The sequence below is a fragment of the Streptomyces sp. WMMB303 genome (genome assembly GCF_029351045.1).
In the GTDB taxonomy this organism is placed as follows: domain Bacteria; phylum Actinomycetota; class Actinomycetes; order Streptomycetales; family Streptomycetaceae; genus Streptomyces.
In genome coordinates this window covers 336,910-353,602 of sequence record NZ_JARKIN010000001.1, presented here as the reverse complement: position 1 = coordinate 353,602, position 16,693 = coordinate 336,910, and the positions used below count along the sequence as shown (strand labels likewise).

Sequence of the window (16,693 nt, the reverse complement as noted above, 5' to 3'; positions counted from 1 at the left end):
GCGCTCCGCTCAGCCGCCGACGTAGTCCGCCAGGTGCTCGCCGGTGAGCGTGGAGCGCTCTGCGACGAGGTCGGCCGGCGTGCCCTCGAAGACGATCCGGCCGCCGTCGTGGCCGGCCCCCGGACCGAGGTCGATGATCCAGTCGGCGTGCGCCATCACCGCCTGGTGGTGCTCGACGACGACGACCGACGTGCCGGAGTCCACCAGCCGGTCGAGCAGGCCCAGCAACTGCTCGACATCGGCGGGGTGCAGCCCGGCGGTCGGCTCGTCCAGGATGTAGACGCCGTCCTTGCCGGCCATCCGGGTCGCCAGTTTCAGCCGCTGCAGCTCGCCGCCGGACAGTGTGGTCAGCGGCTGGCCCAGCCGGAGGTAGCCGAGTCCGACGTCGGCGAGGCGCTCCAGGACGCGGTGCGCGGCCGGGGTACGCGCCTCCCCGGTCGCGAAGAACTCCGCGGCCTCGGCCACCGGCATCGCCAGCACCTCGCTGATGTCGCGGCCGCCGAGCCGGTACTCCAGCACTTCCGACTGGAACCGCTTCCCGTCACACTCCTCGCAGGTCGTGGCGGTACCGGCCATCATCGCCAGGTCGGTGTAGACGACCCCGATCCCCTTGCAGTCGGGGCATGCGCCCGCGGAGTTGGCGCTGAAGAGGGCCGGTTTGACGCCGTTGGCCTTCGCGAACGCCTTGCGGACCGGTTCCAGCAGTCCGCTGAAGGTCGCCGGGTTGCTCCGCCGCGATCCCCGGACCGCGCCCTGGTCGATGGCGACCACATCGGTTCCGGCTGCGGCGGCCTGCCGGGGCAGTGCGCCGTGGACGAGGGAACTCTTGCCGGAACCGGCGACGCCGGTGACCACGGTCAGCACCCCGAGCGGAATGTCGACGTCGACGTCCCGCAGGTTGTGCGTACCGGCGCCGCGGATCTCCAGCGCCCCGGTCGGGCTGCGCAGGGTCTCCTTGAGACGTGCGCGGTCGTCCAGGTGACGCCCGGTGAGCGTGCCGCCCGCGCGCAGCCCCTCGACGGTGCCCTCGAAGCAGACGGTGCCTCCGGCGGTGCCGGCTCCGGGGCCGAGGTCGACGACGTGGTCGGCGATCTCGATCGTCTGCGGTTCGTGCTCCACGACGAGGACGGTGTTGCCCTTGTCCCGCAGCCGCAGCAGCAGGTCGTTCATCCGCCCGATGTCATGGGGGTGCAGCCCGGCGGTGGGCTCGTCGAAGATGTAGGTGGCGTCGGTGAGCGAGGAGCCCAGTTGGCGGACCATCTTGACGCGCTGCGCCTCACCGCCCGAGAGGGTGCCCGAGGGCCGGTCGAGCGAGAGGTAGCCGAGACCGATCTCGACGAACGAGTCGAGCGTCCTGCCCAGCGTGCCCAGCAGCGGGGCCACCGAGGGGTCGGTCACCCCGCGTACCCAGGAGGCCAGATCGCTGATCTGCATCGCGCAGGCGTCGGCGATGCTGATCCCGTCGATCCGCGAGGAGCGGGCCGCCTCGGACAGCCGGGTGCCGTCGCACTCCGGGCAGGTGGTGAAGGTGACCGCCCGGTCCACGAACTCCCGGATGTGCGGCTGCAGGGCCTCCTTGTCCTTGGCCAGGAAGGATTTCTGGATCTTGGGGATCAGTCCCTCGTAGGTCAGGTTCACCCCCTCGACTTTCACCTTGGTCGGCTCCCGGTGGAGGAAGTCCCGCATCTCCTGCTCGGTGTAGTCGCGGATCGGCTTGTCCGGGTCGAGGAAGCCCGACTCGGCGTAGACCCGCACGGTCCAGAAGCTGTCCGACTTCCAGCCGGGGATGGTGAACGCGCCCTCGGCCAGGGACTTGGAGTCGTCGTAGAGCTGGGTGAGGTCGATCTCGGAGACCGCGCCGCGCCCCTCGCAGCGGGTGCACATGCCGCCGGTGCGGGAGAAGGTCTGCTTGACGGTCTTGTTCCTGCGGGGGCCGCGTTCGACGGTGAGCGCGCCGCTGGCCCGGACCGAGGGGACGTTGAAGGCGAACGCGTTGGGGGAGCCGATGTGCGGCTGCCCGAGTCTGCTGAAGAGGATGCGCAGCATCGCGTTGGCGTCGGTGGCGGTGCCGACCGTGGAGCGGGGGTCGGCGCCCATCCGCTGCTGGTCGACGATGATCGCGGTGGTCAGCCCGTCGAGGACGTCCACCTCGGGTCGTGCCTGGTTCGGCATGAAGCCCTGCACGAAGGCGCTGTAGGTCTCGTTGATCAGCCGCTGCGACTCCGCCGCGATGGTGTGGAACACCAGTGAACTCTTGCCCGAGCCCGAGACGCCGGTGAACACCGTCAGCCGCCGCTTCGGCAGCTCGATGCTGACGTCCGCGAGGTTGTTCTCGCGCGCGCCGTGCACGCGGATCAGGTCGTGGCTGTCGGCGGCGTGCCGCGCGGACGGCTGCCCGTCCGTCTCACCGGTTCTGCTCATCCTGTCTCCCCTTCTTCCTGCGGTGCCGTGCGGCCCGCGGATTCCTCGCCCGGTGCGGTCGGACCGGCGTGGTGACGCCCCGGCCGGTCCGGTGCCGCCCCTCGTGCCGGCCGGGTGTCGCGCGGCCGGCGCACGGCTCAGCGCAGTTCCCTGATCCGGATCAGGTTGCCCGCCGGGTCGCGGAAGGCGCAGTCGCGGACGCCGTAGGGCTGCTCGGTCGGCTCCTGGACGACCTCGGCGTCGCCTTCCTGCAGCTTCTGGAAGGTGCTGTCCAGGTCCCGGGTGGCCAGCAGGATCCAGCCGTAGGTGCCCTTGGCCATCATCTCGGCGATCGTCTGACGCTCGTCGTCGGTGATCCCGGGGTCGGCGGCCGGGGGCGCCAGGAGGATGGAGGTACCCGGCTGGTCGGCGGGGCCGACGGTGATCCAGCGCATCGTCCCGGAACCCACGTCGGTGCGGACCTCGAAGCCGAGGGTGTCGCGGTAGAAGGCCAGCGAGGCGTCCGGGTCGTCGTGCGGGAGAACAGTGGTGTGAATGCTGATGTCCATGTGGCTCACGCTAGCCGCGGCCGGCCGGGGGTGCTTCTCGATTCCTGACCTGTTGGTTCCCGGCCGGACGGCCCTCCGGCTGGTTCCTGACCGGCCTCGTCACCTGCTTGGCGACGCACGGTGGCAGCCCCGCCGGATCGTCCGCCGTGCGCCTGCGGTAGGTGCTGGGCGGCATACCGACCAGTTCGGTGAAGCGGGTGCTGAAGGTGCCCAGCGACGAGCAGCCGACGGCGAAGCAGACCTCGGTCACGCTGAGGTCCCCGCGGCGCAGCAGTGCCATCGCGCGTTCGATACGCCGTGTCATCAGGTAGGAGTACGGGGACTCGCCGTAGGCCTGCCGGAACTGGCGACTGAGGTGCCCGGCCGACATGTTCACGCCACGAGCGAGGGCTTCGACGTCCAGCGGCTGCGCGTACTCCCGGTCGATCCGGTCGCGCACCCGGCGCAGCCGTGCCAGGTCGCGCAGCTGCTGCGCCGAGATCGTTCTGTTCGCCACACGGGTGATGGTACGCCGGGGGCTGCCGCGGCCCGGTGTGCCCGGCGGCGCGAGCGACCGCGGACGGCGGCGGAACGCGGGACACCCCGGCCTGTCGCGGACGTGCGGCCCGGCCCTATAGCATCACCAGCCATGCCGAACGCTGACGCGCTGCTCGTCGACATCGCCGCCACGGTGGAGTCGGAGCAGACCAACCAGATGTCCCTCACCGTCGTGGTCCACGGAGCCGTCATCACCGGGCGGCTGGCTCCCGAGTCGGTGTGGAGGCAGCGAGTTGCCGAGGTCCTGCGGGACTCCGACCGGCTCGGCCCGTTCGCGGGCTCCTTCGTCCCGGTTCTGGAGGACGCCGCGACCCCCGAGGCCGAGGCGCCCTCCTACCTGCATTTCCATGTCGCCCGGATCCTGCAGGGCTCGGTGGGCATTCCCGAGACGGGCGGAATGTACCGGATCGCCATCCGGGACGTGAGCGCCTGGACGGTGGGGGAGCTGCGGTACTCCGACCAGTGAGCGGAGCGCCCGGCGCGGGGGTCGGCGGAGGCGTCAGCGGGGCTTGCGGGCCAAGGCGCCGTACATGGCGATGTCCGCGTCCCGGACCTGTTCGTCCCCCGCGTCGGGCCGCCACTTGTGGACCTGCACCACACCGGGGTCCACGAGGTCGAGCCCGGTGAAGAAGGCGGCCGCCTCCTCATGGGTGCGCAGTGCCATCGGCATCCCCTCCGACGCGTACTGCTCCGCGACCCGGCCCACCTCCTGCGGCGCGAAGTCCGCGGTGCCGATGGTCGCGGCCAGGTAGCTGCCGGGCGGCAGCGGGTCCAGCAGCCTGCGCAGCAGCCCGTGGTCGTCGTCGGAGGGGTGGATGAAGTGCAGCATCCCGATGACCAGCAGTGCGATCGGCTCGTCGAGGTCCAGCGTCGCGCGGAACCCGGGCGAGCCGAGGATCGCGTCCGGGTCCCGCATGTCCGCGTGGACGTAGGTGGTGCGGCCCTCCGGGGTGCTGGCGAGCAGCGCCTGCGCGTAGTTCAGCACGATCGGGTCGTTGTCGACGTAGACGACCCGGGCGCCCGGCTCGACGGCTTGGACGACCTCGTGCAGGTTGGGCGAGGTGGGCAGCCCGGTGCCGATGTCCAGGAACTGCCGGATCCCGCACTCGCGCGCCAGGTAGCGGCTCGCCCGGAGCATGAACGCCCGGTTGGCCCGCATGTGCACCGGCAGCGCGGGCCAGACCTCGATCATGGCCTCACCGGCGGCCACATCGGCCTCGTAATGGTTCTTGCCGCCCAGAATGTAGTCGTAGACCCGTGCCGAGTGTGCCGTACCTGTGTTGAGCGGCCGCTGCCCGTCCCCGGTTTCCGTCATTGGTGCGCCCCAGACATTCCGCCCCGGTGGTCTGCCGGGGCAACGATCTCGTGGGTGACACTCTACGACCGACCCCCGGGCGCCCGGGGCGGCGAGGTCGGCTCCGCGCGGCCGGTCCCGGCCGACAACCGCCGTGCGCGCAGGCCTGGTTGCCATGGCGGGCGGGTGCTGCCCGGCCCGGACGGGCGGCGCGCCGCCCGCTCGGGCCCGGCGCCGCGCCCCGGTCACCTTCCCGGCCTGCCGACCGGATGCCGCAAGGCGGCCGCCCGCTCGGGCGGCCGCCTGGTGCGCGCGAGGCGGAGCCCGCGGGGGACGATCCGCCGTCGGGGGCCTGGGCCTCGTCCCTCAGAGGTTCTTGGCCTTGTCGAAGAACTCCTCGAAGGTGAGGACGCCGTCGCCGTTGGCGTCCCGGGTGCTGACGATGGCCTCCGCGAGGCCCACGGTGTAGTGCAGGTCCCCCAGCTCCACCATGGCCTGCTGGAACTCGACCGGGGTGACGTACCCGTCGCCGTTCCGGTCGAACTTGTCAAAGGTCTTGCGTGCGTCCTCTATACCGGCCACGACAGCCCCTACCTCCGCATGAATGTACCGACCACGTGCCCGTCGGCACGTGCCCCGCCACGCTATCCCCGCCGTGCGCACGCGCCTCGGCCGCCCCTTGCTCCGCACCCGGGTACGTGTACGCCCCCGCTGCCCGTGGTAAGCCGAGAGGGCCGCGGGCCGACGGCCGCGCGGTTCCGGGACGGACCCGGACCAGACGACGAAAGGGCGGACACACCATGCCTGTCGAGGGCGAGTACGCGCCGAGCCCCGAGCAGTGGGTGCGCGACCAGGTCGACCTCTACGAGCGCTCCGGCGGCCGGGAGGGCACCACGATGCGGGGCATGCCCGTCATCGTCCTCACCACCAAGGGGGCCAAGAGCGGCAAGGTCCGCAAGACGCCGCTGATGCGGGTGGAGCACGACGGGCGGTACGCGGCGGTGGCGTCGCTGGGCGGGGCACCCTCGCACCCGGTCTGGTACCGCAACGTGCTCGCCGATCCCCGGGTCGAACTCCAGGACGGTCCGGTGCGACAGGACATGACGGCCCGTGAGGTCACCGGCGAGGAGAAGGCCGTGTGGTGGGAGCGTGCCGTGGAGGCGTACCCCGACTACGCCGACTACCAGCGCAGGACCGACCGGGAGATCCCGGTCCTCGTCCTGGAACCCGCCCCCGAAGGTCACTGACCCCGCCGCACACCCGGCGGACCACGCCGGGGCGGAGAAGGAGGCCAGGAGGCCATGGGTGAACAGCACAGCCCGGCAGGCGTACGCGTGCCGGACTCCCGCCTGGCCGCGGAGGCCACCGAACTGGTGCGCGACACCAGCAGTGACCTGATCTACGACCACTCGCTGCGGGTGTACTTCTTCGGCAGCCTCCTGGGAGGCGCGCGCGGGATCGGCCACGACGCGGAACTGCTCTACATCGCGGCGCTCTTCCACGACGTCGGTCTCGGCGAGACCTTCCACGGCAGCGGACGGCGCTTCGAGGTGGACGGAGCCCAGGAAGCCCGCCGCTTCCTGACGGCCCGCCAAATCCCGGAGGACCGCATCCGGCGGGTGTGGACCGCCGTCGCCCTGCACACCACGCCCGGCATCCCCGAGTTCATGGAACCCGAGGTGGCGCTGGTGGCCGCCGGGGTGGAGTACGACGTGCTCGGCTCCGGGTACGGAGAGATCTCCGAAGCGGACCGCGCGGAGGTGGTCGCCGCGCACCCGCGCCCGGCGTTCAAACAGGGCATCCTGCGGGCGTTCGCGGACGGTGTGCAGCCGAAGCCGGAGACGACGTTCGGCAACGTCAAGGCGGACGTCCTCGCCCACTACGACCCGCACTTCCGGCGCGGAGACTTCGTCCGCGCCGTTCTGGAGTCACCCTGGCCGGAGTGAGCGCGGCCTGTACCGCCCCCCTGCCGCGGATCACGCCCGCAGCGCGCTCTCCCACGCCGCGGCGGCAGCCTCGCGCGCCTCCGCCCCGGCATCCGCTGCGCCGGGCACACCGAGCGCGGCCAAGCCGTCGGCCAGCGCCGCCAGCGAGTCCAACACGACCGTGCGGTCGGCCGACCGCCCGTAATGGTTGACGCGCAGCACCTCCGCGGCCAGGGCACCGCCCGCGGCCTGCAGCGGTGCCTCCGGGGCGGCGCCGAGCGCCGCGGCGACCACCTCGCGTGCGTCCATGCCGTCGGCCGGGACCCGGAGCGTCGTCGCGGCCGGGGCCGCGTCCTGGTCCCGCGTCACATACGCGGCCAGCGCGGGCAGTTCCCGCACCCCGGCGCGCGTCGCGGCCGACGCCGCCCGGTGCCGGGCGATCGAGGAGTCCAGGCCCTCCGCGAGCACCCGGTCGACGGCTGCTTCCAGGGCCAGCATCTCCAACTGCGCCGGAGCGTGCGGCAGCGCTTTCCGGCCGCCGTCCAGCCACCGTTCCTTCCAGTCCAGCAGCGACAGATAGGAGCGGCGGGGCGCGCTCTCGTTAGCGGCGATCCGGTCCCACGCACGGGCGCTCACCGACACGGCCGACACCCCGGCCGGACCGGCCAGCGCCTTCTGACCACCGATGACGCACAGGTCCACGCCCCAGGCGTCGGTCAGCAGCGGCTCGGCCCCCACCGAGGCGACCGCGTCCAGCATCAGCAGCGCCCCGTGCTCGCGCACAGCGGCGCCGATCTCGGCGACCGGGTTGGTGTTGCCGGTCGCCGCCTCCGCGTGGACGAGGCTCACCAGGCCGGTCTCCGGGTGCTCGTGCAGCGCCCGGGCCACCTCGTCCGCCCCGACGGCGCCGGTGAACGGCGCGGTCAGTGTGACGACCTCCGCGCCGCAGGACCGCAGCCAGCCGCCGAACGTCTCGCCGTAGGGGCCGGTGACCACGTTCAGCGCCGTACTGCCGCGCGGCGCCGCCGCACGGATACATGCCTCCAGCGGGAGCAGCGCCTCGCCCTGCATCGTCACGATGTCGCCCCGGGTCCGCAGCAGCGAGGCCACCTTGTCCTCGACGGCGGCGAAGTGCTCCGCACTCAGCGGCGGCAGATCCAGCAGGGACGGGTGCTCGGTGTTCGCGGTCACGGTCGCCTTCCAGCCATGACGGGCCGCATCCGGTCACGGCCCTGCTCCCCTCCGAGCCTACGTCCGTCGGCGCGGCCGCCCCCTTCCGGCCCTGGCGCCCGCCGCCGCGGGGCCGCCGTGCTACTCCGTCGGACTGACGAGGAGCAGCGCCACGTCGTCGTGGTTCTCGGGACTGCGCAACGCTTCGAGGAGCAGGTCGCAGGTCTGCTCCAAGGAGTCGTCGGCCCCGGCGACCGGGCGCAGCAGGCCCAGCAGCACCTCCAGTCGGTCCTCGATGTCGTCGTGCCGCGTCTCGATCAGACCGTCGGTGTAGAGCACCAGCAGGTCGCCCGGATACAGATCGACGGAGACCGTGCTGTGAGTACCGCCGCCGACCCCCAGCGGGGTGCCGGGCACCACCTCCACCAGCCGCGGTTCGCCCCGCGCCGGGACCAGGACGGGCGGCAGGTGCCCCGCGGAGGCGATCCGGCAGCGGTTCCCGCGCGGATCGTAGACGGCGTAGAGACAGGTGGCGAAGTACGGATCGAGGCCGGTGGTGATCTGGTCGAGATGGTGCAGCACCTCGGTCGGCTGCAGCGCCAGCCGGGCGAGCGTCTGGGTCGCGGTGCGCAGCCGGCCCATGGTGGCGGCGGCGTTGATGCCGCTGCCCATCACATCGCCGACCACCAGCGCGGTGCGGTCCTCCGCCAGCTCGAGGACGTCGAACCAGTCGCCCCCGATCTCGCTGTGCGCTCCGGCCGGCTGGTACCGGGAGGCGATGCGCAGCCGGGTGGTGGCGGTGGCGGGTGTCGGCAGCAGACTGCGCTGCAGCATCAGGGCGATACTGCGCTGCTGGCGGTAGAGGCGGGCGTTGTCGATGCAGACGGCGGCGCGCCCGGCCAGTTCGCAGGCCAGGATCGTGTCGTCGTGGTCGAAGGGCTTCGGGTTGCGGGTGCGCTTGAGGTCGAGCGCACCCAGCACCTCGCCGCGGGCGATCAGTGGAACCGCGAGGTAGGAATGGACGCCCGCCTGGGCGAGGAGGCCGGCGGCGTGCTCGTCGCGGGCGATCCTGCTCAGGTCCTCGTCCTGGACGGCCGGTACGGCGACCGGCTGCCCCGTGGCGACGCAGCGGGTCACGAGCCGCTCGGCGCCGTACCGGGCCACCTGCCCGGGCGAGTCGGCTGCCTCGACCGCGACCGTGGGATAGCCGGCCACCAGCGCCAGGGCGCGGAAGGTGGCGCTCCCCTCCGCCGAGAGGCCCCCGGGCCGGTCCCGCACGGCCGCGTCCAGCACATCGACGGCGGCGATGTCGGCCAGTTCGGGGACGGTGATCTCGGCGAGTTCGCGCGCCGTCTGCTCCAGGTCGAGCGTGGTACCGATCCGTACGGACGCCTCGGCCAGGTGCGAGAGGCGTTCCCGGGCCAGCTCGGCCTGGAGCGCGGCCTGGTGCCGGGCGGTGATGTCGGTGACGGAGATGGAGAGGCCCAGCGGGCGCCCACCGGAGTCGTCGAGCCGGTAGACGGAGACGGACCAGGCGTGGCCGCGGCCTCCCGGGGTCTCGCTGCCCAGCACCTCCCGGTCGATGACCGGCTCGCCCGTCTCCAGGACCCGGCGCAGCACCGAGTCCGCTTCCCTGGCGTGGGTCGGAGGCAGGACGTCGCGCACCGTCCTGCCCAGATGCCCCTCCTCGTCGACCCCGTCGAGGCGGGTGAGGGCGGGGTTGACCGAGACATAGCGCAGATCGGTGTCCATGACCGCGATGCCCATCGGGGACTGCCGGATGAGCAGTGTGGAGAAGGCCAGATCGCGTTCCACCTCGCGGAGCGCGGCCCGGTCCGTGACCAGCGCCAGCGCGTAGCGGGCGCCCTGGTCGTCATGGAGCCGCATGTTGCGGAACTCCAGCTTGCGGGTCCGGCCGTCCTTGCAGACGACGGGGAAGACGCCCGCCCAGCTCTTGCCCTCCCGGATCACCTCGTCGAAGAGGCGGAGGACGAGCGCGGTCCGCTGCTCCGGCACCAGCAGCGGAGCCGCGTACCGGCCCAGGGCCTCCGCCGCCGAATATCCGAACAGTTCCTCGGCCTGCGGGCTCCACAGGACGATGCGCCCGTGCTCGTCCAGCAGTACGGCGCCGACCGCCAGCACATCCAGGAGCCCACCGGGCGGGGAGAGGCTGACCCCCGGCACCCCGCCGGTGTCACCCTCGGGCGGCTCCTCGCGGTTCGTCACGACGCCGGCTACCTCCCTGGACGGGGCCGTACCCTCCCATCCTCCCCCCTGGTCCGCTGTCGTGCTCCCCGGCGGGGCCGGTATTCCGCCGCCGGGCGCGATCAGCCCCGGGCCGCGCCGGGGCCCGGGGCTGCGGGCGCGCCGTCCGAGAGCCGCGGCGGCTCGAAGTACCGGCGCGCGCGGTCGTGCGCCGCGACGGATGCGCCGAGCGTGTCCAGGCCCAGCAGAGCGGCGCCGAGTACCGGGCGGGCCCGCACGACACGGGGAACGGCACGCGGGGCGCGCTCCGCCAGCAGCCGGGTGACCCGGTCGTCCAGCAGGGCGTGGCCCGCGGCGAGGACGCCCCCGCCGAGCAGCACCGGGACCTCCTCCGTCAGCAGGTCCAGCTCGCGCAGGGCCACTACCGCCATCGTGGCCACCTCCTCGGCCATTCGTGCGACCAGCCCGTCCGCGACGGCGTCCCCCCTGCGGGCCGCCGCGAAGAGCACCGGCACCAGTTCCAGCCGCCGCTCCCAGGCGATGCGCCCCAGATGCACGGCCTCGATCAGCGCGTACACCGACTCCAGACCGAAGTGTGCGGGCAGGGCCGTACGCAGCAGGGTGGGCTCCCCCCGGCCGTCCTCGGCGCGCGCCGCGTGCCACAGCGCCTCCTCGCCCAGCCCGCCGCCGCCGCCCCAGTCCCCGGAGAGCCGTCCGAGGGCGGGGAAGCGCGCGGTGCGCCCGTCGGACCGGACGCCGACGCAGTTGATCCCGGCGCCGCACACGACGGCCACCCCGCGGGGCGCCGCCTCGCCGTCCCGTGCGGTGATTCCGGCGCGCAGCACGGCGAACGTGTCGTTGTGCACGGCCACCCGCCGCCCCCAGCCGCGCGCGGTGAGCGCCTCGGTCAGGGTCTCCTCCTCGACGGGCAGGTCGGCGTTGGCCAGGCAGGCCGTCACCTGATGCACGGGAGCCGTGCCGCCGCCCGGCCCGGCCGCGGCGTGTGCCCGCTCGACGGCCTCGGCGAGGACGTCCACGGCGGCGTCGACCCCCACGGCGGGCGGGCGGAAGCCGCCCCCGCGCGCGGTGCCCAGCACGCTGCCGTCGGTACCGAGCAGCGCCACGTCGGTCTTGCTGTTGCCCGCGTCGACGGCCAGGAGGGCGGGGGAGGGGCCGGCGCCCGGCACGCGGGCCGGGAACCCGGCGGTGCCCGCGGCGGCGGACGCCGCGGGACGCGGTCCGGCGGCAGGTGCCGCGGAACGGGCTCGGATCAGGCCCACGCGAGGTGTTCCTTGTTGTGTGCGAGAAGCCGGTCGGTCAGCTGCTCGGCCCGGTCGAACTGGCCGATGAGCGGGTGCGCGAGCAGCGCGGCGAAGACCCGGTCGCGGCCGCCGTGCAGGGCGGCGCGCAGGGCCAGTTCCTCGTATGCGGCCGTGTGCGAGATGAGCCCGGTGAACTGCGGGTCGAGCGCGGGCACCGGCAGGGGACGGGCGCCGTCGGGGCCGATCCGGGCCTGGGTCTCGATCACCGCGTCGTCCGGCAGGAAGGGCAGCGTCCCCCGGTTGCGGGTGTTGACCGCCTGGTGGGCGCTGCCACCTGCGCGCAGCAGGGAGGCGGCCAGGTCGACGGCTGCCTCCGAGTAGTAGGCACCGCCGCGACGGGCCAGCAGTCCGGGCTTGGAATCCAGGGCCGGGTCGGCGTACATCTCCAGCAGTTCCCGCTCCAGCGCGGCCACCTCCGCGGCCCGGGTGGGCCCCTCCCGCTGGGCGCGCACCACCTCGTCGTGTCCGTAGTAGTAGCGCAGGTAGTAGGACGGCACGGCACCCAGGTGCTCGACCAGCGCGCGGGGCAGCCGCACGTCCTCGGCGACGGCCGCGCCGTGCTCGGCCAGCAGGCCGGGCAGCACGTCGGTACCGTCCGGGCCGCCGAGTCGGACGCCCAGCTCCCAGGTGAGGTGATTGAGTCCGACGTGTTCCAGATGTACCTGGGAGGGTGCGGTCTCCAGCAGTCGTGCGAACTTCCGCTGGAAGCCGATGGCCACGTTGCACAGCCCGACCGCCTTGTGCCCGGCGTCGAGCAGCGCGCGGGTGACGATGCCGACGGGGTTGGTGAAGTCGATGATCCAGGCGTCGGGGTTGCGGCGACGTACCCGGTCGGCGATGTCCAGCACCACCGGCACGGTACGCAGCGCCTTGGCCAGTCCTCCGGCACCGGTGGTCTCCTGGCCGACGCAGCCGCACTCCAGCGGCCAGGTCTCGTCCCGTTCCCTGGCGGCCTGGCCGCCCACCCGCAGTTGGAGCAGCACGGCGTCCGCGCCGTCGACACCGGCGTCCGGATCGTCGGTGGTGGTCACGGTGCCGGGGTGGCCCTGCCGGGCGAAGATGCGCCGGGCCAGGCCGCCGACGCGGTTCAGCCGGTCGGCCGCCGGATCGATCAGGGCCAGCTCGTCGATCGGCAACACCTCGCGCAACTGTGCGAAGCCGTCGACGAGTTCGGGCGTGTAGGTCGAGCCTCCGCCGACCACGGCCAGTTTCATGTCTCTCCGTCCTGTGCTCCGGTGCGGGTGACGCCTCGGGGAAGGTCCTGTCGAAAGAGGGCGGTGGGAGGCGGACCGATGCGGCCGCAGTGCGCTCAGCCGGTGTCGAACACGTCGTCACGAGCCCGCGCCAGGGCGGAGAGCAGCGCCCCGCCCAGAATCGGGTCGTCCTCCAGCTCGCTCAGCCGCAGCAGCGGTCGGGGCAGCGCGAGCCCGGTCAGTTCGCGCTCCACCAGCGCGCGCAGCTCTTCCCCTCCGGCGCGCGGTACGGCGCCGGACAGCACGACCAGACGCGGGTCGAGGACCGCAGTCAGGGCGGCGATGCCGTCGGCCAGCCGGCGAGCGGTCTCGGTCCGCACCCACGGGTCGGCCAACGCCTCGGCCAGCGGCGCGCCGCCAGCGAGGCGGCATACCGCCGGCACCGAGACCAGGCTCTGGAACCCGCCCCCCGCGTCGGCTCGCGCGTACGTGCCCGGGCCGCCCCGGGCGAGCGGAGCACCGGGCAGCGGCATGTAGCCCACCTCGCCCGCCCCGCCCGTCGCCCCGCGCAGCAGGGCGCCGTTGGCGAAGACGGCGGCGCCGATGCCGTCGTCGACCCATACCAGGACGAAGTCGTCGTGGCCCCGGGCCGCGCCCGCGTGCCGTTCCGCCACGGCCGCCAGATTCACGTCGTTCTCGATGGTCACCGGGGCGCCCAGAACCTCGGTGAGCTCGGTGTGCAGGGCGCGGGAGTGCCAGCCGGGCAGGTGCGGTGCGTAGCGCAGTTCACCCGAGCGGGGGTCGATCGCTCCGGGGGTCCCGATGACGGTGGTGTGCGGGCGGGGCCGCTCCGAGCCGGCCTCCCGCAGCGCGGCGCCCACGGCTTTCCCGACCAGCCGCGCGGTCCGGTCGCGAGAACCTCCGGTTGCCGGGTCCGCCGCCACACGGGCCCGGCCGACGACGGTGCCCGCGAGGTCGGCGACCACCGCGGAGACACCCCGGGGGCCCGCGGAGAGCGCGGCCACCCGGGCGGCCGTCGGGTCGATCTCGTACAGCAGCGCGTCGGGGCCGGGCCTGCCGCGCTCCTTGCTGCGGGTGCGCACCAGGCCGGACTCCGCCAGTCGGCTCAGGAGCTGGGAGGCGGTCGGTTTGGACAGGCCGGTCAGTTCGCTGATCCGGGTGCGGGTGAGCGGGCCGTGCGCCACGAGCAGGTCGAGTGCGGCGCGGTCGTTCATGGCGCGCAGTACGCGCGGGACGCCCGGAGTGCCGATACCGCTCGGAACGGTCGGTGCGGCCATGGTGATGCCCTGTCTCTCCGGATCTGCCGTCCGGTGCCGGACCGCGTGGACGGCCGATATCCGTAAGGAAAGTTTCCTGTTGGTTCCGGGGAATCTAGGACCCCCGCACCGCCCGGTCAAGGGGCCGGCCCTCACAGCGGTCCCCGGTTCCGGGAAGCCGACCGGGCTCCGTGCCCTGCCGCCGGCCGTGCCGGCACCACGGTGTCGGGGACTGCCGGACAGCCGTGGGAGGCGGGTCGGTTCCGACGCCGGCCCTGCCGCCCGCGGCCCCCGGTCACTCCGCCGCTGCCTCCTTCGGCCGGGTGAGGTCGTAGAAGGTGGCGTCGCCTGCCTGCACCTCCGGGTACTTCTCCGCCACCCACGAGCTGATCTGCGCGGAGGTGCCACGGTCCCCTCCGGGGCCGCCCCGGGAACCGGCGACGAAGTAGTGGATCCGCCCCTGCTCCACGTACTTCTTGAACTGTGCGAGCGTGGGCGAGGGGTCGGTTCCGTTGAAGCCGCCGATCGCCATCACCGGCAGCTCGGTGGAGAGCTGATAGCTCGCCGCGTTCTGCGAGCCGACGGCGGCCGCCGCCCAGGTGCAGGACCCGGCGTCCGCGCTCAGCAGCGCCGCCGCCTTCGCCGAGACCCGGCTGCCGTCGAGCAGCCCGCCCATCCCGCCCCCGCCGCCGGGGCCGCCCCGTCCGCCGCCCGTGCCGCCGCCTCGGCCGGTTCGCTGCCCGGGGCCGCCGGGACCGGGCGGCACACCGGGTCCGGCGTCGGCACCCTGCTGCGTGCCCGTTCCGCCGCCCGGGGATCCCTGCTGCCCACCGGGCGTCTGTCCGCGGCCCGGTCCCGCGCCCTGTCTCTGTCCCGCTCCGGGGGTGGGGCGCTTCGTGCCCGGCCCCGGCATGCCCTTGCCCCCGCCCCGCATGCCGGGCGGTCCGCCCCGGCTCACCGCTGGGCCCGCCGTGACGATCGAGCCGGTGTGCGGGGTACCGACGGTGCTCACCGTGTAGGCCACCGGCCCGGCGACCGCCGCGAGCAGTCCCAGCGCCGCGACCGCGCCCCCCAGGGTGCGGGGCAGCACGGCGGCCGCAAGCAGCCCGCAGGCCGCCGCGACACCCGCGGCCGAGACCACCCAGCGCAGCCACGGGAACCAGTCCGGGGCCCGGCCCAGCAGGACGAACGACCAGCCCGCCGTCCCCGCGACCGCCGCCGCCAGGACCGCGTTCCGCAGCGGCCGGCTCGGCTCCCGCCACAGCGTGGCCGCACCCATGGCCACCACGGCCGCGACAGAGGGCGCCAGCGCGACGGTGTAGTAGTCGTGGAAGATTCCGGACATGAAGCTGAAGGTCGCAGCCGTGCTCAGCAGCGAGCCGCCCCACAGCAGGAACGCGGCCCGCAGCGGTTCCGTGCGGGACGCCCTGCCCGCCAGGACCAGCCCCGCGACCAGGAACAGCAGGGCGGCCGGCAGCAGCCACGAGATCTGACCGCCCGCGGTGCCGGTGAACAGCCGGTCCAGCCCCGTCTGCCCCCAGGCGCCGCCGCGGCCGCCTCCGCCGCCGACGCTGCCGGTCTCCTCGCCGGTCAGCCGGCCGAAGCCGTTGTAGCCGAAGGTCAGCTCCAGGAAGCTGTTCTCCTGCGAGCCGCCGATGTAGGGCCGTGAGGCGGCGGGCCACAGCTCCACGAGGGCGACCCACCAGCCCGCGGTGACCAGGGTGGTCGCTCCGCCGCACAGCAGCTGCCCGATCCGGTTCCGCAGCCGGGTCGGTCCGCAGACCAGGTAGACCAGCGCCACGGCCGGCAGGATCAGCCACGCCTGCAGGGCCTTGGCCAGGAATCCCGCTCCGAAGCAGGCTCCGGCCAGCACCAGCCACCTGGTGCGGCCGTCCTCCACGGCCCGGCCCATGCACCACAGTGCCGCCACCATCAGCAGGCACAGCAGCGCGTCCGGGTTGTTGAAGCGGAACATCAGCGCCGCCACCGGGGTGAGGGCCAGCAGCGCCCCGGCGAGCAGACCGGAGGCCGGCCCGGTGCGGCGGCGCACGGCCGAGTAGAGCACGCCGACGGAGGCGACGCCCAGCAGCGCCTGCGGCACCAGGACCTGCCAGGACCCCAGGCCGAAGAGCCGGACGGAGAGACCCATCGGCCACAGTGCGGCCGGCGGCTTGTCGACGGTGATGGCGTTGCCCGCGTCGAGCGAACCGAACAGGAACGCCTTCCAACTCGTGCCACCCGCCTGGGCGGCGGCCGAGTAGAAGGAGTTGGCGTAGCCCGAGGAGCCGAGGCCGTACAGGTACAGCACGGCGGAGACCGCCAGCAGCGCCCAGAACGCCGGGGACTCCCAGCGTGGCCGTCCGGCCCGTCGGTGCCGTGCCCGGGACCGGATCCGCTCGCCGAGGCCGCCCCGGTGCCCGGCATCGGAGCCGGGACCGGGGCGCGGCGCCTCCGCCGCGCTGCCGGAAGGATGGAGGGTGGTCATACTGGAGTCCGCTTTCTTTCAGGTCCGTGGTGGCGCCACGGGCGTGCAGTCGCTGCCGCCCGCGTGGCTCGGGACGAGAAGCACGGCCGCTCGGCCTGCGCCGGGCCGAGCGGCCGGAAGGCCACCGTCCCGTCGGCGGCGGGCCGGGCCGCGGATCCGGCGGCGCGGGCGGCCGGGTTCTCGGCGAGCATGGGTCCGAACCTCGCGAACGGCCCTGTCATCCGCCTGTGCTGGACCTGTGCGGCGGCTGTGAGTGCCGCTCCGGTGCCGCCTGTGGCGGGGCCCGGCGCGCCCGCACCCCGCGGGGCGGGGGAGG

The 16,693-nt window shown here is 73.8% G+C and carries 14 protein-coding genes; 3 read left to right on the top strand and 11 right to left on the bottom strand.

The genetic code is table 11. The annotated features are described in order from the left end of the window. Positions 1–9: 9 nt before the first annotated feature. The 3 genes from P2424_RS01650 to P2424_RS01640 all read right to left on the bottom strand — a co-directional run bounded on the left by P2424_RS01650 (position 10) and on the right by P2424_RS01640 (position 3,465). Positions 10–2,421 carry an excinuclease ABC subunit UvrA gene (locus tag P2424_RS01650; protein ID WP_276474020.1) on the bottom strand — a complete coding sequence of 804 codons (2,412 nt, stop codon included), beginning with the start codon at positions 2,419–2,421 and terminating at the stop codon, positions 10–12. A 137-nt stretch (positions 2,422–2,558) separates the two neighbouring features. After that, positions 2,559–2,969, bottom strand: a complete 411-nt coding sequence (locus tag P2424_RS01645; protein ID WP_276474019.1) for a VOC family protein — start codon at positions 2,967–2,969, stop codon at positions 2,559–2,561. A gap of 10 nt (positions 2,970–2,979) precedes the next feature. Continuing rightward, a complete protein-coding gene (locus P2424_RS01640; RefSeq protein WP_276474018.1) occupies positions 2,980–3,465 on the bottom strand; it encodes a helix-turn-helix transcriptional regulator in 486 nt (161 codons plus the stop codon). A gap of 132 nt (positions 3,466–3,597) precedes the next feature. Here P2424_RS01640 and P2424_RS01635 point away from each other — a divergent pair, with 132 nt between their 5' ends. Beyond that, complete coding sequence (locus P2424_RS01635) at positions 3,598–3,972, top strand: hypothetical protein (RefSeq protein WP_276474017.1); 375 nt, start codon at positions 3,598–3,600, stop codon at positions 3,970–3,972. A 33-nt stretch (positions 3,973–4,005) separates the two neighbouring features. Here P2424_RS01635 and P2424_RS01630 read toward each other — a convergent pair whose 3' ends face one another. Both P2424_RS01630 and P2424_RS01625 read right to left on the bottom strand, forming a co-directional pair. Continuing rightward, positions 4,006–4,821, bottom strand: a complete 816-nt coding sequence (locus P2424_RS01630) for an SAM-dependent methyltransferase (RefSeq protein WP_276474016.1) — start codon at positions 4,819–4,821, stop codon at positions 4,006–4,008. A 345-nt stretch (positions 4,822–5,166) separates the two neighbouring features. After that, complete coding sequence (locus tag P2424_RS01625; RefSeq protein ID WP_276474015.1) at positions 5,167–5,382, bottom strand: EF-hand domain-containing protein; 216 nt, start codon at positions 5,380–5,382, stop codon at positions 5,167–5,169. A 218-nt stretch (positions 5,383–5,600) separates the two neighbouring features. Here P2424_RS01625 and P2424_RS01620 point away from each other — a divergent pair, with 218 nt between their 5' ends. After that, entirely contained in the window at positions 5,601–6,047 is a 447-nt protein-coding gene (locus tag P2424_RS01620; protein WP_276474014.1) for a nitroreductase family deazaflavin-dependent oxidoreductase, read from the top strand. Between the two features lie 54 nt (positions 6,048–6,101). Continuing rightward, positions 6,102–6,746, top strand: a complete 645-nt coding sequence (locus P2424_RS01615; protein ID WP_276474013.1) for an HD domain-containing protein — start codon at positions 6,102–6,104, stop codon at positions 6,744–6,746. Positions 6,747–6,776: 30 nt separating this feature from the next. Here P2424_RS01615 and P2424_RS01610 read toward each other — a convergent pair whose 3' ends face one another. The 6 genes from P2424_RS01610 to P2424_RS01585 form a co-directional block, all read right to left on the bottom strand. Next, positions 6,777–7,916 carry an aminotransferase class V-fold PLP-dependent enzyme gene (locus tag P2424_RS01610; protein WP_276474012.1) on the bottom strand — a complete coding sequence of 380 codons (1,140 nt, stop codon included), beginning with the start codon at positions 7,914–7,916 and terminating at the stop codon, positions 6,777–6,779. Positions 7,917–8,036: 120 nt separating this feature from the next. Continuing rightward, positions 8,037–10,121 (bottom strand): SpoIIE family protein phosphatase, encoded by a 2,085-nt coding sequence (locus tag P2424_RS01605; protein WP_276474011.1) that lies wholly within the window; start codon positions 10,119–10,121, stop codon positions 8,037–8,039. A 101-nt stretch (positions 10,122–10,222) separates the two neighbouring features. After that, complete coding sequence (locus P2424_RS01600; RefSeq protein ID WP_276478779.1) at positions 10,223–11,287, bottom strand: BadF/BadG/BcrA/BcrD ATPase family protein; 1,065 nt, start codon at positions 11,285–11,287, stop codon at positions 10,223–10,225. 83 nt (positions 11,288–11,370) lie between these two features. Next, positions 11,371–12,636, bottom strand: a complete 1,266-nt coding sequence (locus P2424_RS01595) for a 6-phospho-beta-glucosidase (RefSeq protein WP_276474010.1) — start codon at positions 12,634–12,636, stop codon at positions 11,371–11,373. 95 nt (positions 12,637–12,731) lie between these two features. Next, a complete protein-coding gene (locus tag P2424_RS01590) occupies positions 12,732–13,913 on the bottom strand; it encodes an ROK family transcriptional regulator (RefSeq protein ID WP_276474009.1) in 1,182 nt (393 codons plus the stop codon). Positions 13,914–14,187: 274 nt separating this feature from the next. Further along, on the bottom strand, positions 14,188–16,377 hold the full coding sequence (locus tag P2424_RS01585; RefSeq protein ID WP_276474008.1) for a glycosyltransferase family 39 protein: 2,190 nt from the start codon (positions 16,375–16,377) through the stop codon (positions 14,188–14,190). Between the last annotated feature and the right edge of the window lie 316 nt (positions 16,378–16,693).